We start from the raw sequence: 25,231 nt of genomic DNA, 5'->3' as shown, positions 1-25,231 counted from the left end.
CTTGGTAATACAATAAACACCAAAAATCCTTGTCATTGTGTTGTTCTCAGCGTTACAGGCTCGGCAAGAATATTAAACGCCAATTTCTCTAAATAAACGTTGGCAAGCAGTGCCATCTTCTTTAAATAAGTGGCAGCGCTCAGGCACAATGCCGATATCCATGATTTGTTCTTCTTTAGCGAGCACAATGTCATTTTGGCGATACACTAAAGTAGGCTGTTTAATTTCTGGAATTTCAAGATGAATTTGGGTTTCGTTGCCAAGTAGTTCTACTACTTGAACAATACCGCGTAAGGTGACTTCTGCTTTATCTGATGGAATTAAATGTTCAGGGCGAATACCAAGTGATAAGTTATCACCGACTTTTACGCCATCGCCTGCCACAGGAATCCAGAAGTTATGATGATTTGCATCTGGCAACTCAATTTGTACGCGTTCTTTTTCGACTGCGGTGACTTTAACAGGAAGGAAATTCATTTTTGGTGAACCAATAAAACCTGCTACAAAGCGGTTTGCAGGATAATGGTATAGTTCTAATGGTTTACCGACTTGGGCAATACCACCCGCTTTTAATACCACGATTTTATCTGCTAAAGTCATTGCTTCAATTTGATCATGGGTGACATAAATCATTGTGCGGTTTAATTTTTTATGCAATTTAGAAATTTCTACTCGCATTTGGACACGTAAAGCTGCATCGAGATTTGATAAAGGTTCATCGAGTAGGAATACTTCAGGTTGTGAAACTAATGTACGGCCAATCGCTACACGTTGACGTTGACCGCCAGAAAGGGCTTTGGGTTTACGATCTAATAAATGCGCTAGTTGCAGGATTTCGGCGACTTGGTTTACCTTTTGATCGCGTACTGTTTTATTGATGCCCGCGAGTTTTAGACCAAAACACATGTTTTCTGCAACATCTAAGTGAGGATAAAGAGCATAAGATTGGAATACCATACCCACACCACGTTTAGAAGGTGGTACATCATTCATTAAAGTATCACCAATATATAATTCACCAGAGGTAATGTCTTCTAAGCCTGCAATCATGCGTAACAGAGTGGATTTGCCACAACCAGATGGACCAACAAAAACGACAAATTCACCTTCGTTAATTTCTAAATTAATATCTTTGGATATGTGAACATCGCCGTAAGATTTACAGACGTTGCGTAGTGATACATTTGACATATTTACCTCGTTGTTATCTCATTTATGCGCGTTATTCACGCTATCCTCAGTCGTGACGATATACTGAATAACTTTGTATTGAAAAAAATCATCCTAAAAAGAAATTTTTAAGGATTAGCAAAAATTTGCTCTTTATAACAAAGAACTTTTTAACTGAAGTATTTTTGTGGCTTTTTTGTGATTTTGATCTCATTTCTCCATTAAATTTATATGATCCCTATCACACTTTTGACTAAATTATTAATAAGATCACATTATGGCAAGTAGGGGCGTAGAGAGGGGGATGATGAATAATGGGGGCTTTCACTTCATTCTATGCTACACCAAAAAAGTTTTGTTATCTTTCTACTTATCAACATTATCTCTCAAGATTCAGGAGCAATGCTATGAAAAATAATTTTGTAAAATTTACACTCACTGCGGTAGCTGGTTTGGTTCTTTCTTCATCTGTGATGGCAAAAATGACAGAGGGTAAACTGGTTATTTGGATTAATGGTGATAAGGGCTATAACGGTCTAGCTGAAGTAGGAAAGAAATTTGAAGCAGATACGGGTGTGCAAGTATTAGTAGAACATCCAGATAAATTAGAAGAAAAATATCCACAAGTGGCATCAACAGGTGATGGTCCTGATATTATTTTTTGGGCACATGACCGTTTTGGTGGTTATGCGCAATCAGGTTTATTAGCAGAATTACATCCAAGTAATGAATTTAAGCAAAAATTTGTTGATTTTGCTTGGGATGCAGAAACATACAATGGCAAGTTAATTGGTTATCCAGTTGCAATTGAATCTTTATCATTAATTTACAATAAAGATTTACTTCCAACGCCACCAAAATCTTGGGAAGAAATTAAAGAACTAGATAAGAAATTTAAAAAAGAAGGTAAGAGTGCCATTATGTGGAACTTGGCAGAACCTTACTTTACATGGCCTGTTGTTGCATCAAATGGTGGCTATGCCTTTAAATATGCGAATGGTCAATATGATGCAAATGATATTGGTGTGAATAATGAAGGATCACAAAAAGGGTTACAATTTGTCGTTGATATGGTTAAAGCAAAAGAAATTAATCCAGATATGGATTACTCTATTGCAGAAGCCGCATTTAATAAAGGGCAAACTGCGTTAACGATCAATGGTCCTTGGTCTTGGGGTAACATTGAAAAAAGTGGCATTAACTATGGTGTAGCGGTATTGCCAACGTTAAATGGAAATCCATCTAAACCATTTGTTGGGGTATTAAGTGCTGGTATTAATGCAGCTAGCCCAAATAAAGACTTAGCTGTTGAGTTCTTAGAAAACTATTTGTTAACTGATGATGGTTTAGATATGGTTAATAAAGATAAACCATTAGGTGCAGTAGCATTAAAATCATTCCAACAAAAATTAGCGCAAGATCCTCGTATTGCGGCAACAATGATGAATGCGGAAAAGGGTGAAATCATGCCAAATATTCCACAAATGTCAGCATTCTGGTATGCAGAGCGTAGTGCAATTATTAATGCTGTTAATCAACGTCAAAGCGTGAAAGCGGCATTAGATGATGCACATAGCCGTATCCAAAAACAATAATCTACTTTGGTAAGGGCAGGTCTATGAGTCTGCCCTTTGCCCAATTTTCTAGATAATTTTGATTTGGGTGTATTAATGTTATACCCACAGAATGAAAATAGGTGCTTTTATGGTAACCCATCATGCGAAATCCAACACACAATCGTCATGGCTTAAATGGATCGTTGCAGGGATTGTATTGCTCCTCGATTTATATTTAGTGGTATTAATGTATTCGCAAGGTGAATATTTGTTTGCTCTGTTAACTTTGGTGATTTTAACCTCAGGCGTATATGTTTTCACTAGCAAAAAAGTCTATGCATGGCGTTATGTTTATCCTGGTATTACTGGGATGATTATCTTTATTTTATTTCCGCTGGTCGCGACAATTGCTATTGCATTTACAAATTACAGTGGGACTAACCAATTGGCTTTTGAACGTGCATTGAGTGTGTTATCAGAGCAACGTTATTTTGCCGGCGATAAATTTGACTTTAAACTTTATCCACAAGGCGAACAGTGGCAAATTGTGCTACATAATAAAAATACAGATCAAATTTTTATTTCAGCGCCAACTCAATTCAGCGATACCGAAATTCACGTCACAGAAGGGGTCACTCCAACAGGTACACCAGCACCATTAAAAATAATTACTCAAAATCGTAGTGCACTTCAAGCAATGCAGATCATATTGCCTGATGGTAAAAGCTTAACGATGAGTTCATTACGCCAATTTTCTGAGCAAAAACCACGTTATCATTATGAAGCAAACTTACAACAGTTAACCAATAATGAAACAGGTAAAATCTATCGTGCAAATCATGATACGGGTTTCTTTCAATTGGTTGATACACAAGGCAATTGGCTCAGTGAAACCTTAGAACCGGGTTTTACCGTATCAACAGGTTTTACTAACTTTGTGAAAATTTTTACTGACGAGGGCATTCAAAAACCTTTCATTCAAATTTTTATTTGGACTGTAATATTTTCTGTACTGACGGTTATTTTCACTGTCATTTTAGGTATGGTGTTAGCTTGCGTTGTGCAATGGGAAGCATTAAAAGGTAAAGGGATTTACCGCCTATTATTAATTTTGCCTTATGCTGTCCCTTCTTTTATTTCCATTCTGGTATTTAAGGGGTTATTTAACCAAAGTTTTGGTGAGATCAATTTAATTCTTAATCAGCTATTTGGTATTCGACCAGAATGGTTTAATAATCCTTTCTTAGCGAAAAGCATGATTTTAATTGTAAATACATGGCTTGGTTATCCTTATATGATGATTTTATGTATGGGATTATTAAAAGCGATTCCACAAGATTTATATGAAGCCTCTGCAATGGATGGTGCCTCAACATGGCAAAACTTTAGTCGAATTACTTTCCCATTATTGCTAAAACCATTAACACCATTGATGATCGCTTCATTCGCATTCAACTTTAATAATTTTGTGCTAATTCAATTATTGACCAATGGTCGCCCAGATATGATCGGCACCACTACACCTGCGGGTTATACCGATTTATTAGTGAGCTATACTTATCGTATTGCGTTTGAAGGAAGCGGTTCACAAGATTTTGGTTTAGCTGCGGCAATTGCAACGATTATCTTCTTATTAGTAGGTGGTTTAGCCTTGCTCAATTTAAAAGCCACTAAACTTAAATTAGATTAAGAGGGACGAATTTATGGCTATAGTTCAACCTAAATCAATGCGTTATCGCTTATTTAGTACGCACTTATTATTAATCCTATTTATTTCGTTAATTATGTTTCCATTGCTGATGGTGATCGGCATTTCTCTGCGTCCCGGTAATTTAGCGATTGGTGAAATTATTCCAAGTGAAATTTCATGGGAACATTGGAAATTAGCGTTGGGGTTTGATGTAATTCACCCTGATGGCAGTGTCACCCCGCCGCCATTTCCTGTTTTATTATGGTTATGGAATTCAGTGAAAGTGGCGACAGTGACCTCGATTGGTATTGTGACGCTTTCAACCACTTGTGCGTACGCATTTGCACGGATGAAATTCAAAGGTAAAAAGACGATTTTACAAGGCATGTTAATTTTCCAAATGTTCCCAGCAGTACTGTCTTTAGTGGCATTGTATGCGTTGTTTGATCGTTTAGGGCAATATGTTCCTTTCTTAGGTTTAAATACCCATGCGGGTGTAGTATTTGCTTATTTAGGTGGCATTGCGTTACATGTTTGGACAATTAAAGGTTATTTTGAAACTATTGATGGCTCATTGGAAGAAGCGGCATCACTAGATGGTGCGACGCCGTGGCAGGCATTCCGTTTGATTTTATTACCGCTTTCTGTACCTATTTTAGCGGTGGTATTTATTCTCTCGTTTATTGCGGCAATTACTGAAGTGCCTGTTGCTTCATTACTGTTACGTGATGTGAATAGTTATACACTAGCCGTTGGTATGCAGCAATATTTATATCCACAAAACTATTTATGGGGTGATTTTGCTGCCGCAGCAGTATTGTCAGCTATTCCAATTACAGTGGTATTTTTATTGGCACAACGTTGGTTAGTTAGTGGATTAACTGCTGGTGGTGTAAAAGGGTAACTTCTTTCATTATCCTTTCTACTTGTTATGTTTATTCAGTGATTCTAGGGCGGTTATCTCAATCCGCCCTTTTTCCATTATAATGTAAAGCAGGATGGGTTTTAGCATACCGATAAATTAAGAACATACTAGATGATAGGTTGCCCATCCTACTGATTTCTACACATCAAAATTTCTAAAAAATCGACCGCACTTTTATGCTTGTCGGCAGCATAACGGCTTGTTTGATCGTTGCCTAATTTTTCATTAAGCGCTGAATATGTTATTTTGTTTTCTCTCAGCTATGGCTTTAACCATAGCTACTTCTATTTTTTATGTAACTGAATAGCGCTTTATGATCGAGAAATATAATTTAAACGCGGAAAACATTATTCCTTTTTTAACTACACAAATTGAACAACAAAATGCCTTTACCCTATTAAATGGAGCGTGCCAATGGTTACGTGCTGGAGGTAAAAAAGAGGCAGCAACACGTTTAGCTCAATTTATCCAGATGTTAAATCAGCAGCCTGCCCTTGCCGCAAATGCGGCAACTTTGCTATGTCAATGGATTTGCCAAATGCGTTTGTATCCATTGTTTATCAGTTGCGGCATTTTAGGGCGAGAAGGTTTTGGGCGTGAAATTCAAAAACGTTTATATGAGCGTTTTAACCCTGCTTTTAAAGATTTAAATGATTTGCGTGATATTTTCTTTGTCTTGTTTTGTGAAGAAAGTGATGAAGAATGGCTACAAGCAACTGCAATTCAAGATTGGATAAAATTATTAGATATTTTACAACAGCATAGTACTGAACGAGATCGTGAAAATGTGCATAATCATTTACGCTATGAAGGGCTATTTGCAATTGAAATGTTAGCAATTTGGATTGCTGCAGAAGAATTAGAACCTGAACTGATGCGTTTGGATCCGACTTTATTGGATGCTGATTCGCCTTTTGTGGCGTTACAACGAGAAGTGGCAAATTGGGTGAATGCTCGGCGTCAGCATGTATTTTATGATGATGCGCATTTGCAAGTCATGTTTGAACAATGCCGTGAGCAAATTGATCGTATTCATCGTCGTGGTGCGAGTGCAGGGTCAACTTTAGGTGTAGCACATTTACTGGCTCGCCTAGATCAGACGCTTGATCGGTTGGCTATTTTAATGGACATTTTTCAACAAGATCGTTTGCCACCGCGCCGAATTTTAGTGTTTACTGGCATCTTGGCAGTGGCTTCAGCGCAAAGTCATAGTGCAGTAGATTTGTGGAAACAAAGCGTCAAGATGTTGGCTCGTAGTATTACACAAAATAAAAGTGATCATGGTGAGCATTACATTACTCGTGATAGTAAGGAATATCGTGCAATGTTTTTTTCTGCCGCTGGTGGGGGAATTTTAATTGCCTTGATGGCACTGTTTAAACTTTATTTGGGCGATGTTATTGAGGATCGTGTCTGGCGTGGTGTTGCTGAAGGGTTGAATTATGGTATTGGTTTTACACTTATTTTTATGTTGCATTGTACAGTAGCAACTAAACAACCTGCGATGACCGCGGCCCGTTTTGCTGAAACGGTAGATAGTGGGCAAGGAAAATCCGTCAATCTGCAATTAGCACAATTGCTCATTGATGTATTTCGTTCACAAACGGTAGCCGTATTAGGTAATGTTACTCTCGCTATTTTAGTTGCTTGTTTACTAGCCATAGGCTACCAGCATTATGTTGGTGTACCTTTACTCTCCGAGGCAGAGATTGCATATCAGCAAAAATCTATTGATCCAATGAAAGGGTCTTTATGGTTTGCTGCGATTGCGGGTTTTTGGTTGTTCTTTTCGGGGATTATTTCAGGTTATTTTGATAATCGAAGTAATTATTTGAACTTGAGAATGCGTTTGCGTAACCACCCCATTTTACGTCTTCTGTTGACTCGTAATATGCGCTATAAATTAGCAGATTATTGGCACGATAATTATGGTTCGATTATGGGTAATTTGTGTTTTGGCTTATTGCTCGGTTTAACGGGGTTAGTGGGGCATCTATTAAATTTACCGCTTGATATTCGGCATGTGGCTTTTTCTTCTGCTAATTTAGGTTATATGACAGTCAGTGGTGATTTCACTTGGCAACTGTTTCTACGAGGACTGATGTTAGTGTTATTGATCGGGATTGTGAATCTAGTGGTGAGTTTCTTTATTGCACTTTGTGTGGCATTACGTTCATTAGATGCGCAAATTGAAAGCTGGTGCGATATTGGCAAGTGTGTGTGGAAACTGATTAAACAACGCCCTTTATCGTTATTTTTGCCTTGATAGACAAGTGGAGCCATTTTAGTGCATCAATAAATCAAGAGGTGATATGTAAGATGATGAGCTAAAGCCTATCCTACCGATTTTGCTAATCAAAATTGTAAAAAAAGTCACCGCACTTTATATAGGGACGCCATGTTTGGCGTCCGATGTTTAAAATTGTGAATAGGTAGGAAATCTAGTCGATTAACCGCGTAGCGCAATGGCTTCGATTTCAATACCGACATCTTTTGGTAAGCGGGCGACTTCGACACAAGAACGTGCAGGGAAATTTGGATGATTGTTTTCTTTAAAGAAGCGTTCATATTCCGCATTTACAGCAGCAAAATCATTTAAATTTTTGACAAATACCGTTGTTTTCACAATATTGGCGACTTGCAAACCTGCTTGTTCAACAATAGCTTTGACATTTTCTAAAGATTGGCGTGTTTGAGCAACAATATCAGTGGGGACGTCGCCTGTTTGGGGATTGACTGGAATTTGCCCCGAAGTTAACAGCATATTCCCCAAGTCAACAGCTTGCACATAAGGACCAATTGCTGCGGGGGCGTTGTCAGTATGAATCACTTTACTCATTTTTCTCATCTCCTTTTATTTGATTGAAAAAACGTTTTTATTGTACGCGGTTCAAGGAAAATTTACAGTGGATTTAGGGCATTAATTAAACGAACTTCGTCAAATGTTGCGATGTCTTCTAATAAGATCGTGCGTTGTTGAATTTTATTTGCCGCTAATAGTTTTGCTCGTTGGGTACCAGCGAATAAAGGTGTATCAGGAGTAACCCATACTTCACCCTGACGAAATATTAAGTTGCCAATTGTACAATCAGTTACCTTACCTTGTTTGATGATCATGATTTCATCGCAATCACCTTTTTGTTGCAACAGTTGATTTAAGTAAGTCCGATCAGCATATTTCAGCCCATAATCAATTTCATCACAAATCACGGGCTGAAAAGTGCGGTAAGTTTTGCGTTGATAAGCAAAATATTGCACTTGCAATTCGGTCGCGTTGTAATCAATGCGACAGCGAATCAAAGGGGCGTGTTGAGTTTGTATAAGTGCGGTCTGAATTTGGATAATTTCGCTAAAATCATGAATGTTGAGCGTATTTTTACCATAAAATTGCTTTAAACTATTAATATAGCGTTGTTGGTGCAAGGCAAGATTTTGAATCTTACTATTGGTAATCGCAATAGTTTCAAATAATGGAAACATCATTTTTATCCTAATGGTACATAGACTTTCTGCAGTAATTCTTGGTACTCATCTTCTAGTTCACTCAAGATAGTGATTCCCCCACCACTGCGAAAATAATATTTATTGTGCACTTGTTCAATAAAACGAATTGCCACCGCACTTTGTACAGTATTACCATCAAAAATACCAAAAATGCCAGTGTAATAACCGCGTTTTTGCTGTTCTGCTGCTTGAATAATTTGCACGGTTTTTTCTTTCGGTGCACCGCTAATTGAACCCGCAGGCAGTAAAGTAGCTAAAATAGTACCGATGTTTTCTTGCCACTTCTCTGCTAAATTGCCTCTAATTTCCGAACTTGTCTGCAAGATTGCGCCTTTTTGTGTTTCGATTTTTTCCACATAACGAAAACGAGTCACTTCCACTTTTTCTGATACCGTTGCTAAATCATTACGCATTAAATCAACAATGGTGTAATGTTCTTGCTGTTCTTTTTCTGAATTCAGCAACATTGCTTGTGCATTAGGCAAGGTGGCATCAATCGTACCTTTCATTGGATAAGTATAGATTTGGTTTTGCTCAATTTTGATAAAACATTCAGGCGAAAAACAGACAAAGCGATCTTGATAATACAATTTATAAGGCGCTTTTGTTTGCTGGAAAATCTGAGCAAGGCTAAAATTCATCTCAATTTCAGTGGGATAAGTGAGATTCAATAAATAAGAATTACCTTTTTGTAATTCTTGCTGTACTAAAGCAAAACCACGTTGATAATCTGTTTTTGCTATCGGAAATTTGTTCAATTCAAAAGGTATGGTCGGCATTTCTATTTGCCAATCAATATTATGTTTGTCTCGAATAGAAAAAAATAGCCCCAGACTGGCGGCTTGTGCTAAAGGACAAATTATCGGTTGTTGCTGTTCAAAATCAATCAAAAAGAAAAATGGTTGACGTTGCTTACCGTATTGATTGGCTTGTTGAATAAAAGAATGAAAGCACATAAGTTATCTGTATTTGAAAAAAATAAGTGAAAGTTTAGCGGAAAATCAGACAAAAATCCGCTTTTTCCTTTATACTTTGCCTCTTTCTCAATGGAATATTATATAGGCATGAAACGACTTCTTATCATTAACAATCAAGATTCTTTTACTTACAACTTAGTAGATTTAATCCGTCGTTTAGCTGTGCCTTTTGACGTGGTAAATGTACAAGAATTGGTGTTGGTAAAGATAGAAACATTTAGTCATATTTTGATTTCGCCGGGTCCAGATGTGCCTCGTGCATATCCACAATTATTTGAGATGTTAGCAAGATATCACCAATCTAAATCGATTTTAGGTGTCTGTTTGGGACATCAAACCCTATGCGAGTTTTTTGGTGGTGAATTATACAATTTAGACAAGGTGCGACATGGTCGCATTCAGCGTTTAAAGGTGTGTTCAAACGCTGGTTTATTTGTAGGACTACCAACTGAATTTCAAATTGGTTTATATCATTCTTGGGCAATTAAGGCACAAGATTTTCCTACTGCATTAGAAATCACAGCTCATTGTGCTGAAGACGTTGTCATGGCTTTTCAACACAAATCTCTGCCAATTTACGGCGTTCAATTCCACCCAGAATCCTTTATGACGGAACATGGCGAACAGCTATTACGAAATTGGTTAGAAAACTAAAATTGCGAAAAAACAGACCGCACTTTTCTGAATCATCTAGGGATTTACATGATCTGACTCATTCCAACATTCACAAAAAATCCACCAATCACTAACCAACATAATACTAATGCCCCTAAGATGAGCGGTTTGATGCCTGCTTGTTTAATGGCACTGATATGGGTGGTTAAGCCTAAGGCGGCCATAGCGGCGATGAGTAATAATCCGTCAATTTCCACGATCCATTTGACGATATGAGCGGGAATGAGTGAGAAGGAATTGATTACCGCCATCAGAATAAATAAAAAAGCAAACCATGGAATAGTGATTTTATTGTTTTGTTGATTGTGATTTTGTTTAGCCAGTAACCAAGAAATAAAGAGTAAAAATGGCGCAAGCATCATCACACGGATCATTTTTGAAATAACGGCAGTATCTGCAACTGTTGAGCTAATGTTACCACCAGCGGCATAAACTTGAGCAACTTCGTGTACACTAGAGCCGATATAAATGCCAAATTGATGTTCACTTAACCAAGTTGCGAGATAAGGGTATATTGCAGGATATAAAAACATTGAGATTGTGCCGAAAATGACAATGACGGCGACAGAAACAGAAACTTGATGAGATTCTGCTTTTGTCACGGGCTGCATAGACATAATGGCAGCTGCGCCACAAATACTACAGCCACCTGCTGTCAAATAAACAATTTGTTTATCCATGTTTAAGTAGCGAAGACCGAGCCAAACAGTAAGCGCAAAAGTACTGATTAACATGATTGCATCTACCGCAATCGCATTAACACCTACCGCGCTAATGTCTTGAAAGGTTAAACGAAAACCGTACAAAATAATCCCTAGGCGGAGCAATGTGCCTTTGGCAAAAATGACACCTTGTGCAGTATATTGTGAAAATTTAGGATAAAGCGTATTGCCAAGTAAAATACCTAACAGAATTGCAATAGTTAGTGCACTTAATTTGGCATTGATAGCGAAGGTGCTTTTGGCAAGCATATCGACAATAAAAGTGAGTAGTGTGACAAGCACTAGACCAATATACATAGTTTTATTTTTCATTAGAATTGTCCTAATGGATAAGGCGAATAGAATATATTTGGAACAAAAGGATAAAGGGATTTTACCTCGATGTAAAATTGATTATCGTGCTATTTCGGCGTTATCTTGTTGGAAAAAAGCTATTTTATTGTGTGGCATAGGCAATTACCGCACATGCGTAATGTGCGGTCTGTGTAGTTAGAATTTATAATTTTTCTTATCAATGCCGTATTTACGCATACGTAGATATAATTTTTTACGTGGAATATCTAAATAATTAGCCACTTCATTAATTCTACCTTGATAGAAAATCAGCGCCTCTTCAATAATTTGTTTTTCATATTCGTTAATTTGTTCATCTAATGGTTTAATGTGATCTGTTTTAATTGTTGATGTGGCTAATGTTGTCGCTGAGGTTTGTTCAGCAAGTAGTCCAATCGCGTATAGTTCAGCCACATGAATCAGCTCTTTGACATTACCCTGCCAGTCTTGATTGAGCAAATGTTGACGTAACTTTTTCGATGGCTCGACGTAGTCTTTGTTTAATCTAGCGCAACTTTTATGCACATAATGACAAAAAATTGGCACAATATCTGTGGCATGTTTTTTTAATGGCAATAGCTCAAGTTGTGTGTGTAAAAATAAATAATACAGTTCAGCAATTAAAGTTTGTTTTTGAATCAAGCTAAGTAAGGGGACATCACTGATTACGACTAAGCGAAATGGATGCTGTTGGTTATTTAGCCCATTGGCGAGCAATTGTTGTTCACTGGCAGGTAAGTGATGAATATTTTTTAATACTAATGTGCCTTGTTCAACCTCATTAATTAGGGTTTCAATGTGAATTTTATTTTGTGCCAAGCATTCCACATTAACGAAAGGCGCATGTTTACGATGACTGAGTTTATGTAAGTAAGTTGCTGATAAGTGCCGCCCCGTACCAGTTTCTCCCCATAAAAAAACGGGGACATCAATATCTGCTAGCTTTTGTAGCTGGCTACGGATAGTATGAATCCAATCACTTTGCCCAATAAAACTTTCGTTTAATTTTTCTAACTGCCAGTAACGATTTTCAATTAATGCGGCACGTTTGGCTAAGGCATGTTCTACTTGAATCAAGAGATTTTCAGGTGAGATGGGTTTTTCCAGAAAGTTAGTTGCCCCTTTTTTGACAGCTTCTACTGCCATTGGCACATCGCCATGCCCAGTGATCATAATAACTGGGATGTGTGAATCTCGTTGTGTGATATGTTCTAGTAGGGTAAGACCTGAAATATTAGGGAGCAGTACATCACAAAGTACGACACCAATCCAGTTATCAGGAATTTGAGACACAATATCCACGGGATCAGCACAGGTAATCACTTGATAGCCTTCTTCGCGCAGTAAGTCTTGATAAGAATCAAGAATATCAATGTCATCATCAATGAGCAGTACGTTATATGCTGAGTTAAACATCTTGCGTTACCTTAAAATTTAAAATAATTAATGCGTTGTGTTTTAATGTCGAGGCGATACGCAGTTCACCTTGACATTGTTCCATAATTGATTGGCTAATGGATAGTCCTAAGCCTAAATTAATGGATTTACTGCTGGCAAAAGGTTGAAGTAGCTTTTCTGTTAATGGCCAACCTTTGCCATTATCCGAGACCCACAGGCTGATATAGTCTTCATCGATACCCGCTACTTCAATGTAAATATGAGGTGGAATATGCTCGATAGCTTCGAGAGCATTTAAGAATAAATTGACAAAGACTTGTTCGATTAATACGTCTTCGCCAAGTACATGGGGGAGATCTGCTGGTGTAGTTAAGCGACCTTGTCGATTTTTATGTTGTGTTTCTAGTAACTCCCATGCTCCTTGTATGCAGTCTGTTAAATCCACTGCTTGTATTTTTCCAGAGCCTTGCCGTGAAAATTGGCGTAAGCGTTTGACAATCAGTGCAGTGCGTTCCACTAAATGGTTCATTTTGTCTAAATAAGTCAAAATAGCATCAATATTTTGCTTTTTTACCGCTCTTTTAGCACTAAATAAGTAGGCATTCATGGCATTGAGCGGTTGGGTAATTTCGTGGCTAATGGACGTTAAGGTTTTCCCCACTGCGGCTAATTTGGCTGCTTGTGTTAGTTCATTTTGTGTATTTTCAAGTTCTGTCTGGACTTTAACGCGATAGTCGATTTCATCGAGTAAAATTTGATTGCGCAATTCTAATTCTTGAGTTTTTTTCTGCATTTCAAACAAAAAGAGGCGTAACAGTTTAGCGATACGTCCCAGTTCATCATTGCCATAAATGGCAATTTTAACATCATCTTCACCATTGGTGAGTTGAACAACCGCTTGATTGAGTTGTTGAAAGCGTTTTAGTAAACGTAAACGAATATAAAAAAAGTTAACAGCAATCACAAAGATACAGGCAAGTAGCATAGCGAGCAGAATTAACACACCATTAAATTGCGTACTTTTTTCTACGATATTGTGCAATAAATGAAGTTGGTTTTTGCTGTTACCAATTTGAGTATTAATTCGTTGCCGAAAAGTATCAAACACTGTTTCGCTTTGTGTAATTAATTGTTGCTGTTGTTGGTTTAGTTCCGTTCTGAGTAGAAACAGTGCGGGTAATTCTTGGGGATTTAAGCCAAAACTAATAAGTTCAGTTAAAATTTGTTGAATTGTGATAATAGAAGAATGTCTACCCAGTAAGGCAATACGGTTATTAATGAGTAAAGAGAGATAGCTTAAATAATTATGTAATCGTGCTGCGCTGTTTTGGCTTGGTTCAGCAATCTGTGTACGTAGTTCAGTAATAATTTGTTCTTCGTAGTTAGTAAAGTCATAAACTAGCAGCAATTCTTGTTGTAACTTTTTCAATTGTTCCACTTTTTGCGTATTTTGTGGGCGGAGTGCGATGTTATTGGCAAGGGTGGATTGCTGCCAGCTCATTTCTTGTAACAAGGCAGTAAATTCATTATGAAAATCGTTATGTAACCAATTAATTTTGGAAACAGTTTTGTTTAATTCTTCATTTAAGGTGAGAGTAGCCGTGATATTAGCTGAAATTTGTTCTAATAATAAGGATTGTTGTTGTAATAAATCCGTTAATTGATCATCGAGATTTTCATCCAGTTCAATGATCAACTCTTTTAAGGTGGCGAGCTGTTGTTTAGCATTGTTATAACGAGCGATTTTGTCGTTAGTATTTTTGACATTAACCAGATGAACAAAGGCATTTTGTAAGATGTTAATTTGTTCTTCCGTTTGGAATGCCGCTTGTACTTTAGGGAAATCTTGATCAAGGGCAAAGTTAATTTCACTACGTTGTTGTTGCCATGTGTACAACCCTACGCCACCAACAAAAAGACACAGTAATACACTCACTAAAAAAGAGAGTTGTAGTCCAGTACTGAGATCTAAGTGTTTAAACCATGTTTTCATTCTAAATCTTCCAAGGCTTTAACAAAGGCGACTTGCTGGGCAATGAAAAAGTGTTGCCAGCTTAATAGTTCTTGTGTGCGATTAAAGTGAGTTAAATAAACCTCATCTTCTGCCTGCGCTGCAGAAACAGGAAGTGCGGTTAAAATTTGGCGTAATTCAAGTAAAGGGCGGTTAAAAGCTTGCTCTTTTTGCTGTAACAAACGCCAATGCTCCTGGAGTAAGCCTAAACGATGTGTAATATGTTGTTCAAACAAGAGTTTAACTAATTGTTGTCGCTTGAGCAGTAAATCGTAATTAATGGGTGGTTGTTGAAATAATTGTTGTTGTAATGCGGCTTTGGGATGTGTTGTAGGTAAGGGCACAATAGGATATTTACTCATTTGAACATCCGTTAAAATGCGCTGCCCTTTTTCACTAAGTAAAAACTGAATGAATTCGATTGCTTGTGACTTTTTACTACTTTCAGCCACAATCGCGATAAATGTGGGTGAAGCGGGAAATTGTGGAAAGTAATGAAAAGCGAGATTAGCGTGATTTTGTTGGGTCAAAATATGGGCGTAGTTATCAATAGTAATCCCCACTGCACCAAGATTGGCTTGGATTTTATCGACGACACCAAAACTGCGTGCAGAAATTGTGCCAACATTTAGCATGATTTGTTCAATTAATGCCCAACCTTCTTGCCAACCGTGCTTTTGTAATAAGGCTTCTAACATAATGTGATTCGTATCAGAGCGCGTTGGGCTGCTGATGACGATCAGCCCTTGTAAGTCCGGATGAGTCAGATCTTGCCAAGATTGTGGTAAAGGACGTTGAGCATATTGTAACAAAGTTTTATTAAATAACATGCCGTAGCCAGAAAGGGCAAATGCCACAGTAGTAGGTTTGAGCATATTTGGTAGAAAGCCAGTTTTATCTTGTAATTCTTTTGGTAGCAATAAAAGTTTATTTTCCTTTTGTAGGTTATAAAACAGCATGGGTGAGGAGCTTAGAATTAAGTCCACTTCGCGAGCTTTTTCGGTAGATAACAGTTGGTTGAGTGATGTACTGGTACGATTTAAGGTCGTGATAGGCACCGTATTCGGCTGTTTATTCCATTCATTGACCAAATGCTGAATGCCTTCTAGCGCAAAAGTGGTGCCGATCACAAGCTCATTCGCTTTTGCTTGTAGAGTGAAAATAAATAAGCTGATGATAAACGTTGTTAATCGTTTGAGTAATTTGGCGCGCATGATCTTCACCTTGATTAACATTAGTTGCCTTGTCATATTACCCAAAATTTGATCGACTATGTGCTTTTTTTTGTGATCGAATTCAAAAAAATAAAATTTAAATTTTAATTAGTTAGCCTGTTTTTTGGGTCATTTATAGGCTTTTTTCCTGTCAATTTCTTCCTCTTGTTGTACGACTGCATAAATGAGTTAAATTTGACCTATTGTGATCTTCAAAATGGGTCAATTTTGACTGCTTTTTGAGCATAAGTGCGGTCTTTTTTTTTGTTATTTTGAGCGCTATTGTAGGTTAAGTTTCATACAGTGTATGAGCTAGGCTAAGCGGTATTATCGGTCAATAAACTTGATAAATAACGAGATAGGAAGGGGCAGATTATGAATAAAAAATTATCTTCAATCATCATGGCGCTTGGGTTAGGTATGGCTGTAGTCAATGTCGCGCAAGCTAACGAACAACTCATTGTATACACCTCCATGAAAGAATCTTTAATTGGTGCATTAAAAGCAAAATTTAATGAAAAACATCCTGAAGTCGCGATGGATTATCAATCAGCAGGCGCAGGAAAATTAATGGCAAAAATTGCAGCAGAAAAAGAGTCTGGTCAAATCATGGCTGATGTGATTTGGACCAGTGAAGTACCTGATTTCTTTAAAATGAAAGCAAACGGCATGTTACAAACTTATATTTCACCAGAAGTTGAGCATATTGTTAATCCATTGCCAGAGTTTGATGGTTCTTTTACGCCAATCCGTCTTGGGACATTAGGTATTGCGTATAACACAAGGTTTGTTAAAGAGCCACCAGCAGAATGGGCAGATATCACTGGTTCAAAATATAAAGGGGCATTTGGAATTGCTAACCCAGCTTTATCTGGTACTTCTTATATGAGTGTAGCTTTATTGAAATCGACATTTGGTTGGGAATTTTTTGAAAAAATCAAAGCCAATAAGGGCAAAGTCGGTAAAGGTTCGGGACAAGTTGTCGATGATACGGCATCAGGTGATTTATTAGCTTCATTGGCAGTGGACTACATTACTAACGATAAAATTAAAAAAGGTGCTCAACTTAAATTAGTTTATCCAAAAGAAATGTTAGTGATTCCAAGTCCAGCCGCGATTTTTAAAGGCACGAAAAATCCAGCTTCAGCACAAAAATTCATTGATTTCTTATTATCTGAAGATGCACAAAAAATTATTGCGCATGAAGGAACGTTACCTGTGCGTAAAGGGATTGCCACTTTAGAAGGCATGCCAACTGTGGAAGATGCAATTAGTCGTGCTATTCCGATTGACTATCAAGCTATCTTGGCAGAGAAAGAAGAAACCGTGAAAAAATTTGCTCAAATTCTTCAAGGTCGTCAATAAAACAGGAGTGCTTTATGGCAACAATCACTTTCGAAAATGTCAGTAAGGCATTTGGTTCGAATGAGGTGTTAAAAGATTTATCGCTTGTGGTGAAAGACGGCGAATGCTTTACCCTTCTCGGGCCATCTGGCTGTGGGAAAACAGTATTACTGCGTCTACTTGCTGGCTTTGAAGTCCCAGATGCTGGACGAATTTTAATTGATGAACATGTTGTTTCTGATCCTGTTGCAGGTATTGATATCCAGCCTGATCAGCGCAGTTTAGGCGTGGTCTTTCAAGATTATGCGGTTTGGCCGCATATGACTGTCTTTGACAATATTGCCTATCCATTAAAGTTAAAGGCGTTAGATAAAGCAGTGATTCAGCAGCAAGTGATGGATGTTGTTGATTTAGTTAATTTAACTGGATTAGAACAACGTTTGCCTTCACAGCTTTCTGGTGGACAACAACAACGGGTTGCTTTAGCTAGGGCATTAGTAGCAAAGCCTTCTTTGATGTTGCTTGATGAGCCGTTGAATAATTTGGATGCAAATTTAAGAGAAGAAATGCGTTTTGAGATCAAAGAGTTACAAAAAAAATTAGGTATTACTATTTTATATGTAACACATGATCAAGAAATTGCGCTCGCTATTTCAGATCGTTTAGCCATTATGGATAAAGATGGGCATATTCAACAAATTGGTACACCATGGGAGATCTATGAAAAATCTGCCAATGAAATGGTGTTTAAATTTATGGGATTAGCCAATTTTATTCCCGTGCGCTATGAGCAGGGGCGACATTTTGTTGGGCAAGGTATGCAGGCGATTGAATGGGCTAACTTACCCGCAGAGCATGGCAAATTAGGTTGTCGTCCATCAGATATCATGTTAAGTAAAACTGGCAGTGGGTTAAAAGGCAAGATTGTACGAGCCAGTTTTCTCGGTGCAATCATGGATTACATGATTGATATTGATGGTGTGTTGTTACGTACGGAAGTATCAACGAATACGGCATTGCAGCATGATTTGATGTTTACAGAGGGTGATGATTGTTATGTCAATTTCCACGATTTACTTTGGTTTGCTGACAATCAACAAGCTGTCCAACAAGGGAGGGAATAACAATGGCAGCGGTTATTCAGAAAAAAAGTCCATTTAATGTGGCAAATGCAATTCTCGCCTTATCCATTGGGATTTTAGTGATTGTTGTTGCTGTACCGGTGTTATTAATTTTTATTAATTCCTTTTGGGTTAATGGACAATTTAATGTCACTGACGTAGTGACGATTTTACAACAGCAAGAAACTTATGAAGCATTGCTTAACTCCTTATTTATTGCGGTTGGTGTGACTATCATGAGCACCATTGTAGGTACATTTTTTGCTTGGTTGGTGACACGAACTGACTTACCTTATAAGGGTTTTATGAAAGTGATGTTTTTAGTGCCTTTCATGTTGCCATCATTTATTGGCGCATTAGCTTGGAAAATGTTGCTTTCTCCTCGTGCCGGCTATATTAACCGTTTCTTCATGGATACCTTTGGTCTAGAAGATCCGATTTTCAATATTTATAGCTACGCAGGCATTATGGCGGTAGAAACCATGTATCTGTTCCCGTTTGTCTTTATTCAAGTATGTGGGGCATTAGAACGGATGGATCCAACTTTAGAAGAGTCTGCGCGTATTTCAGGTGCCAGTTTATTTACTATTACCCGTAAAATTACAATTCCATTAGTCATGCCGAGTATTGTGTCGGGTGCATTACTGATCATGCTGTATTCCATGGCTCACTTTGGTACAGTTGCAGTATTAGGAGTAGAAAATGGGATTTTCAATATCCCAACCTTAATTTATGAACGTATTCACCAAAGTGCGGGAAGTTTTGAAGCGATTCGTACTGGAACAGTATTGGCTACGGTGTTAGTTGCCACAGCGGCGTTAATTATTTGGCTGCAAAACAAAATTTTAAATCGAGGACGTTTCCAAATCATTGCAGGTAAAAGTTTCCGTCCTGTTGAAGTGAAGCTCAGAGGATTAAGAATGCCGTTATTAATCATCTGTTTGCTTTATATCGCGTTCACCATTGTCTTGCCAACAGTCACTATTTTTATTGTGGGTGGATTAAAAACCTATGGCTTACCAATCACTTGGGAAAACCTCACCTTAGATAATTATAAATTTATCTTGTTTGATTGGCAGCTGACTAAAGATGCGATTCGCAACAGTGTATTACTAGGCTTAGCCGCCGCAGTGATTACGATGTTTGCAGGTGTAATGATTTCTTATGTGATCGTGAAAATGCGTGTTAAGGGCAAAGGTATTTTAGAGTTTTTAGGCATGCTGCCATTCTCTGTGCCCGGTTCAGTTATTGCGTTAGGAGTAATCTTAGCTTGGAGTGGTAAATTTGGTATTAATTTATACAACACCGTTTGGATTATTCTGATCGCGTATATTGCACGTTACATGGCATTTTCCTTGAAAGCGAACTCTGCCGCATTGGAACAAGTCCATGATTCGTTAGTTGAAGCAGCACGTGCTTGTGGCGCAAGTATGTGGCAGTCTTTGAAAGATGTGGTTGTCCCTTTAGTTCGTCCGGGTATGATTGCCGCATTTTTCTTAATCTTCCTTCCTGCACTACGTGAGTTAACGGTATCTGTCATGTTATATGGCCCGTCTACACGAACTATTGGGGTGGCAATTTATACGCTGAACGAAGATGGCGAAACGGTTTATTCGGCTGCACTCGCAGGTATTGCATTGATTATCATTGTGTTTGGGCAAACGGTCATTAAACGTTATGCCGAGAAGAAAACACAGAAATAGCCGAATTTTAAGGAGAACACTATGAGTTATATTCAACTTAATCATGTGATGAAAAAATTCGGTGATGTCATTGCGATTCCAGATCTGAGTTTATCGATTGAAAAAGGCGAGTGCTTTTCTATGTTAGGACCTTCAGGCTGCGGTAAAACGACTACATTACGTATGATTGCAGGCTTTGAAGACCTTGATGGTGGTGAGATTCGTGTAGGCGAACGCTTACTTTCTTCGAAAGTGACAAACTTTTATTTACCACCAGAAAAACGAAATTTTGGTATGGTATTCCAAGCTTTTGCGGTCTGGCCGCATATGACAGTGTATGACAATGTGGCATTTCCATTGACGTTGAAAAATTTGTCCAAGCAGGAAATTGAAACCCGCACTAAAGAGGCACTAAAGCACACCAATTTATTGAAAGTGGCAGATAAAAGCCCTGATGATTTATCTGGTGGTGGTAAACAGCGTGTCGCTTTAGCACGCGCTTTAGCGTTAAATCCTGATGTGATGTTATTAGATGAACCCTTATCGAGTTTGGATCCGCATTTAAGGGAAGAAATGCGCTTTGAAATCAAAGCATTACAACGTAAATTTGGTTTTTCAATTATCTATGTGACTCATGACCAAGCAGAAGCAATGGCATTATCGGATCGCATTTTAGTGATGAAAAAAGGGATGATCGAACAAATTGATACACCGTTAAATGTGTATAACAATCCTGCCAATAAATTTGTCTTTAACTTCATTGGGCTATCTAATCAGTTAAATGTGGGGCTATCCGCACAAGGTGTGTCTTTTGCTGGTATTGAGGGACATTTTGTTATTCAACCTACACCTACTAGCGAGCTGATTCAGCAAGGTCAGGCCATTTTGGCAACACGTCCGTCAGAAGTTGATTTTGTTAATCAAGGCGGTATTCCGGGCGTAGTAAAACGTCGCTCCTACTTAGGTGAAGTGGTTGATTACAGTATTCTGATTGGTCAACAAGAATTACGTGTACAAAAAGGACGACGTGATGCGGGACCAAAAGAAGGGGAAGCTTGTCAGATCGCATTTAGTCGCTTGCATTGGTATCCTGTGGAGTAAGCTTTTGTTCAAAGTAGATAAAGCGCTGTTAATACAGCGCTTTATGTCTGCCAACTTAAAAAGTGCGGTACAAATTTGTAAAATTTTGACCGCACTTTGGTTTTAGCCTATAGCTAAATTAGTACTGATTTGGCTGATAACCATGATAAGCATTGGTTAAAATCACTTCCATATCGGTGACGACTGGCAAGCGTGGGTTAGCGGGTGAGCATTGGTCTTCAAATGCAGCTAAAGCAATTTGGCGACGTGCCTCCATCCACTCTTGTTCATCAATACCTTGTTCTTTGAAGGACATTTTAATACCAACACGTTCTGCCAGTTCATAACAGGCTTGGGCAAATGATTTTACGCCTTCTTCTGGTGTAGCACATGGTAAGCCAAGCATACGTGCAATTTCTTGGTATTTCACATCAGCTTTGTAATAGTTATATTTTGGCCAAGTCGCAGTTTTTTGTGGACGAGTGCCATTATAACGAATCACATGTGGCATTAAGACTGCATTAGTACGCCCATGCGGGGTATGGAAACGCCCACCAATTTTGTGTGCTAATGAATGATTCATACCCAAGAATGCATTAGCAAACGCCATACCAGCAATAGTTGAAGCATTATGCATTTTTTCACGGGATTCAGGATTTTTTTCTGTTACAGAGCGCTCTAAATGTTCAAATACTAATTTAATTGCTTGTAAGGCTAGACCGTCAGTGAAGTCGTTAGCAAGTACTGACACATAGGCTTCTGTGGCATGAGTTAACACATCTAAGCCCGTATCAGCAGCCACATGCGCGGGTACTGTCATAACTAAAGCTGGATCTACAATGGCAACTGTTGGTGTGAGTGAATAATCTGCGATTGGGTATTTTTTATCACCTTCAGTGATCACGGCAAATGGGGTGACTTCTGAACCTGTTCCTGATGTCGTTGGAATACCAACAAAACGTGCTTTACGCCCTAATTGTGGGAATTTGAACGCACGTTTGCGGATATCCATGAACTTTTGTACTAAATCACGGAAATCCACTTCGGGTTGTTCATAAAACAACCACATCACTTTGGCGGCATCCATTGCCGAGCCACCACCTAAAGCAATAATAGTATCTGGTTGATAATTACGGATTAATTCCACACCACGTTGCACAGTTTCAATTGAAGGATCTGGCTCAACATCTGCAAATAATTGATAAGTGACATGATTACCACGCGCTGTGATTTGTTTTGCAATTTTTTCTACAAAGCCTAAATCCACCATAGTTCTATCCGTGACGATAACGACACGTTCCATGCCTTTCATTGATTGTAAATATTGAATTGAATCACGTTCAAAATAGATTTTTGAAGGCACTTTAAACCACTGCATGTTATTTCTCCGTCTTCCTACTCGTTTAATATTTAATAAATTAACCGCACTTACGTTGTTCCCTACAGCGTTTTTACCATAAGAACCACAACCAAGGGTAAGAGAAGGAAGGAAAGCGTTATATACATCGCCAATACCGCCAAAGGTGGAAGGTGAGTTCCAGATGACACGAATCGCTTTTACTCGTTCACCATACGCTTTAGCAATATCCGCATCTTTCGTATGAATTGCTGCAGAGTGACCTAGACCATGGAAGTTAACCATTGCTTCTGATAATGCAAAACCATGTTCAGTTGAAGTTGATTTTAAGATAGCTAATACTGGCGATAATTTTTCGCGTGTGAGTGGTTCTTTTTCACCGACTTCTTTACATTCTGCCATTAAAATATTAGTTTTTTCTGGCACTTTAAAGCCTGCTTGTTCTGCGATCCAAATGGCTGGTTTACCGACAACCGCGGCATTTAATTTTGCCCCACTACAATTTGTGCTATTAGCTTTCACTCCAAATAAAAAGGTTTCTAACAGCGCTTTTTCTTTTTTATTCACCACATATACACCGTAAGATTGCATTTCAGCAATAAAGGCATCGTAAATTTCTTGGTCAACGATTGCTGCTTGTTCTGAAGCACAAATCATACCGTTATCAAAGGCTTTAGACATTACAATGTCATGTACAGCTTGTTTAAGATCTGCTGTTTTTTCAACATAGGCAGGCACATTACCCGCACCTACACCAAGCGCAGGTTTGCCGCAAGAATAGGCCGCTTCTACCATCGCATTACCGCCAGTAGCAAGAATCGTAGCAATACCTGGGTGTTTCATTAGTGCTGCAGTGCCTTCCATTGATGGTTTTTCGATCCACTGAATACAATTTTTAGGTGCGCCAGCTTCAACAGCGGCTTGATACACTATTTGCGCGGCATGAGCTGAAGATTGTTGTGCAGAAGGATGGAAAGCAAAAATAATAGGATTGCGGGTTTTTAGTGAGATAAGGGCTTTGAAAATGGTGGTAGAAGTTGGGTTAGTTGTTGGTGTGATACCACAGACAACGCCAACTGGGTCGGCAATTTCAGTAATACCAGTGACATCATCTTCACTTATTACTCCAACAGTTTTTAAGTTACGCATATTATTAACTACATATTCGCAAGCAAAGAGATTTTTAGTTGCCTTGTCTTCAAACACACCACGTCCTGTTTCTTCATAGGCATGCATGGCTAGCACCCCATGTTGATCTAATGCAGCAACAGAAGCTTTGGCGACAATATAGTCTACTTGTTGTTGGTTCAATTGGCGGAATTCTTCTAATGCCAATAACCCTTTTTCAACTAGCATGTTGACTTCTGCTTGTGCAGGGCTGATAGTCTTTTCAGCAGTATGACTCATCATGATTTCTCCTAAAGATTTATAAAATTAAATTATTTAAACTGAAAAAATTATAGTCATTTATATACCTAAAAAGTAGCATAATCGGCAAAATCCACCGAAAGTGTGATTTTGATCAACTTTTTTTGGTGTGCTTGTTTTATATACAATATTTTTTTGCTTCCCTCTTTATTTCTGGCGAAAGATCGTGGATACTATCGCACCTTTTATCGCCCGATATTTTTATTTATTTCTAAGGAAACTTGTTATGTCATCAGCAAAAAATTATGCAAACCCAGGTCCGTTAGGTCTATGTGGTTTTGCTTTAACAACATGGTTATTAAGTTTAATTAATGGTGGTTTTTTTGACGCGCAAAATTTAGGTCTTGTATTTGGTATGGCATTTGCTTTTGGTGGCACTGCACAAATTATTGCAGGTATGTTTGAGTACAAAAAAGGCAATACTTTTGGTTTCACAGCCTTTATTAGTTATGGTGCATTTTGGTGGTCATGGGCATTATTTGTTATCTTCTTTAAAGGTAATACCGCGCCACAATTTGTCGGTTGGTATTTAGCGATTTGGGGAACATTTACGTTAATGATGTTCTTGGCTTCTTTTAGCAAGCCACGTGCCTTACAAACGATTTTCTTCTTTTTAACACTGACTTTCTATGCATTAGCGATTGGTGATGCAACAGAAAACCACAGTATTGTGAATGTTGGTGGTTATTTAGGTTTAGTGACTGCCCTTTGCGCATTTTACTTAGCTGCAGCAGAGATGCTTATCGACTCTTACGGGCGTGAAATTTTACCAATCGGTGCGAAAAAATAGGCCATTATATTATTGATACAAGGGAGCCACTTAAAGCTCCCTTTTTATTTGTCACTTCTGTTTTAAGTGCGGTCAGTTTTACTTAAATTTTCCTTGCTAGTTGAATTGGCTTATTCCTTCTCGCTATAAAACCCATCAGTAAATTGTTTGCTTTATGTACAGCACAGATCTATATTGCTTATTGAGAATATCAGGCTGTATCTCAGCTTTGGATGTCAATGCTTACATAATAAGAGAGGCGATTTATGAAAAAA

General features: G+C 38.2%; 19 protein-coding genes. 10 read left to right on the top strand and 9 right to left on the bottom strand.

The annotated features are described in order from the left end of the window. Positions 1 to 72: 72 nt before the first annotated feature. Positions 73 to 1,191 carry a maltose/maltodextrin ABC transporter ATP-binding protein MalK gene (gene malK / locus C0975_RS07145; protein ID WP_101775697.1) on the bottom strand — a complete coding sequence of 373 codons (1,119 nt, stop codon included), beginning with the start codon at positions 1,189 to 1,191 and terminating at the stop codon, positions 73 to 75. Between the two features lie 386 nt (positions 1,192 to 1,577). Here malK and malE point away from each other — a divergent pair, with 386 nt between their 5' ends. The 4 genes from malE to C0975_RS07125 all read left to right on the top strand — a co-directional run bounded on the left by malE (position 1,578) and on the right by C0975_RS07125 (position 7,607). After that, positions 1,578 to 2,765, top strand: a complete 1,188-nt coding sequence (gene malE / locus C0975_RS07140) for a maltose/maltodextrin ABC transporter substrate-binding protein MalE (RefSeq protein WP_101775696.1) — start codon at positions 1,578 to 1,580, stop codon at positions 2,763 to 2,765. A gap of 109 nt (positions 2,766 to 2,874) precedes the next feature. Next, a complete protein-coding gene (malF, locus tag C0975_RS07135) occupies positions 2,875 to 4,416 on the top strand; it encodes a maltose ABC transporter permease MalF (protein WP_101775695.1) in 1,542 nt (513 codons plus the stop codon). 13 nt (positions 4,417 to 4,429) lie between these two features. Then, positions 4,430 to 5,320: a maltose ABC transporter permease MalG gene (gene malG / locus C0975_RS07130; protein WP_101775694.1), complete on the top strand. Its 891-nt coding sequence runs from the start codon at positions 4,430 to 4,432 to the stop codon at positions 5,318 to 5,320. A 334-nt stretch (positions 5,321 to 5,654) separates the two neighbouring features. Beyond that, on the top strand, positions 5,655 to 7,607 hold the full coding sequence (locus C0975_RS07125; protein WP_101775693.1) for a site-specific recombinase: 1,953 nt from the start codon (positions 5,655 to 5,657) through the stop codon (positions 7,605 to 7,607). Between the two features lie 183 nt (positions 7,608 to 7,790). Here the strand turns inward: C0975_RS07125 and C0975_RS07120 are convergent, their stop codons facing one another. The 3 genes from C0975_RS07120 to C0975_RS07110 all read right to left on the bottom strand — a co-directional run bounded on the left by C0975_RS07120 (position 7,791) and on the right by C0975_RS07110 (position 9,801). Next, positions 7,791 to 8,180 (bottom strand): RidA family protein, encoded by a 390-nt coding sequence (locus C0975_RS07120; protein WP_101775692.1) that lies wholly within the window; start codon positions 8,178 to 8,180, stop codon positions 7,791 to 7,793. Positions 8,181 to 8,242: 62 nt separating this feature from the next. Then, complete coding sequence (locus C0975_RS07115; RefSeq protein ID WP_101775691.1) at positions 8,243 to 8,824, bottom strand: aminotransferase class IV family protein; 582 nt, start codon at positions 8,822 to 8,824, stop codon at positions 8,243 to 8,245. 2 nt (positions 8,825 to 8,826) lie between these two features. Then, the gene (locus tag C0975_RS07110; RefSeq protein WP_101775690.1) at positions 8,827 to 9,801 is read right to left on the bottom strand and encodes an aminodeoxychorismate synthase component I; all 975 of its coding nucleotides are present in this window, start codon (positions 9,799 to 9,801) and stop codon (positions 8,827 to 8,829) included. Positions 9,802 to 9,909: 108 nt separating this feature from the next. On the opposite strand from C0975_RS07110, the gene C0975_RS07105 reads away from it, so the two are divergent. Then, positions 9,910 to 10,476 carry an anthranilate synthase component II gene (locus C0975_RS07105; RefSeq protein WP_101775689.1) on the top strand — a complete coding sequence of 189 codons (567 nt, stop codon included), beginning with the start codon at positions 9,910 to 9,912 and terminating at the stop codon, positions 10,474 to 10,476. A gap of 44 nt (positions 10,477 to 10,520) precedes the next feature. On the opposite strand, the gene C0975_RS07100 is transcribed toward C0975_RS07105, so the two are convergent. The 4 genes from C0975_RS07100 to C0975_RS07085 form a co-directional block, all read right to left on the bottom strand. Further along, on the bottom strand, positions 10,521 to 11,531 hold the full coding sequence (locus C0975_RS07100; protein WP_101775688.1) for a YeiH family putative sulfate export transporter: 1,011 nt from the start codon (positions 11,529 to 11,531) through the stop codon (positions 10,521 to 10,523). A gap of 177 nt (positions 11,532 to 11,708) precedes the next feature. After that, positions 11,709 to 12,968 carry a sigma-54-dependent transcriptional regulator gene (locus C0975_RS07095; protein ID WP_101775687.1) on the bottom strand — a complete coding sequence of 420 codons (1,260 nt, stop codon included), beginning with the start codon at positions 12,966 to 12,968 and terminating at the stop codon, positions 11,709 to 11,711. Then, on the bottom strand, positions 12,961 to 14,943 hold the full coding sequence (locus C0975_RS07090; RefSeq protein WP_101775686.1) for an ATP-binding protein: 1,983 nt from the start codon (positions 14,941 to 14,943) through the stop codon (positions 12,961 to 12,963). The genes C0975_RS07095 and C0975_RS07090 overlap by 8 nt, the downstream gene beginning before the upstream one ends. Then, positions 14,940 to 16,175, bottom strand: a complete 1,236-nt coding sequence (locus tag C0975_RS07085) for an ABC transporter substrate-binding protein (protein ID WP_101775685.1) — start codon at positions 16,173 to 16,175, stop codon at positions 14,940 to 14,942. Before C0975_RS07085 ends, C0975_RS07090 begins: the two co-directional genes overlap by 4 nt. Before the next feature lie 375 nt (positions 16,176 to 16,550). Here C0975_RS07085 and C0975_RS07080 point away from each other — a divergent pair, with 375 nt between their 5' ends. From C0975_RS07080 to C0975_RS07065, 4 genes are read left to right on the top strand one after another with little or no spacing between them, the layout of a single operon-like run. Next, positions 16,551 to 17,540, top strand: coding sequence for an ABC transporter substrate-binding protein (locus C0975_RS07080; RefSeq protein ID WP_101775684.1), 990 nt, complete (start codon positions 16,551 to 16,553; stop codon positions 17,538 to 17,540). A gap of 14 nt (positions 17,541 to 17,554) precedes the next feature. Next, a complete protein-coding gene (locus C0975_RS07075; protein ID WP_101775683.1) occupies positions 17,555 to 18,643 on the top strand; it encodes an ABC transporter ATP-binding protein in 1,089 nt (362 codons plus the stop codon). A 2-nt stretch (positions 18,644 to 18,645) separates the two neighbouring features. Next, positions 18,646 to 20,343, top strand: a complete 1,698-nt coding sequence (locus tag C0975_RS07070) for an ABC transporter permease (protein WP_101775682.1) — start codon at positions 18,646 to 18,648, stop codon at positions 20,341 to 20,343. Positions 20,344 to 20,364: 21 nt separating this feature from the next. Further along, entirely contained in the window at positions 20,365 to 21,423 is a 1,059-nt protein-coding gene (locus C0975_RS07065) for an ABC transporter ATP-binding protein (RefSeq protein WP_101775681.1), read from the top strand. Positions 21,424 to 21,541: 118 nt separating this feature from the next. On the opposite strand, the gene adhE is transcribed toward C0975_RS07065, so the two are convergent. After that, on the bottom strand, positions 21,542 to 24,166 hold the full coding sequence (gene adhE, locus C0975_RS07060; protein ID WP_101775745.1) for a bifunctional acetaldehyde-CoA/alcohol dehydrogenase: 2,625 nt from the start codon (positions 24,164 to 24,166) through the stop codon (positions 21,542 to 21,544). A gap of 247 nt (positions 24,167 to 24,413) precedes the next feature. Here adhE and C0975_RS07055 point away from each other — a divergent pair, with 247 nt between their 5' ends. After that, on the top strand, positions 24,414 to 24,977 hold the full coding sequence (locus C0975_RS07055) for an acetate uptake transporter (RefSeq protein WP_101775680.1): 564 nt from the start codon (positions 24,414 to 24,416) through the stop codon (positions 24,975 to 24,977). Positions 24,978 to 25,231 lie beyond the last annotated feature (254 nt).

Origin of the sequence: Pasteurella oralis (genome assembly GCF_002850605.1) — a bacterium.
In the GTDB taxonomy this organism is placed as follows: domain Bacteria; phylum Pseudomonadota; class Gammaproteobacteria; order Enterobacterales; family Pasteurellaceae; genus Pasteurella; species Pasteurella oralis.
Note: the sequence above shows the minus strand (reverse complement) of the source record. Positions and strands in the feature narration are given on the sequence as shown.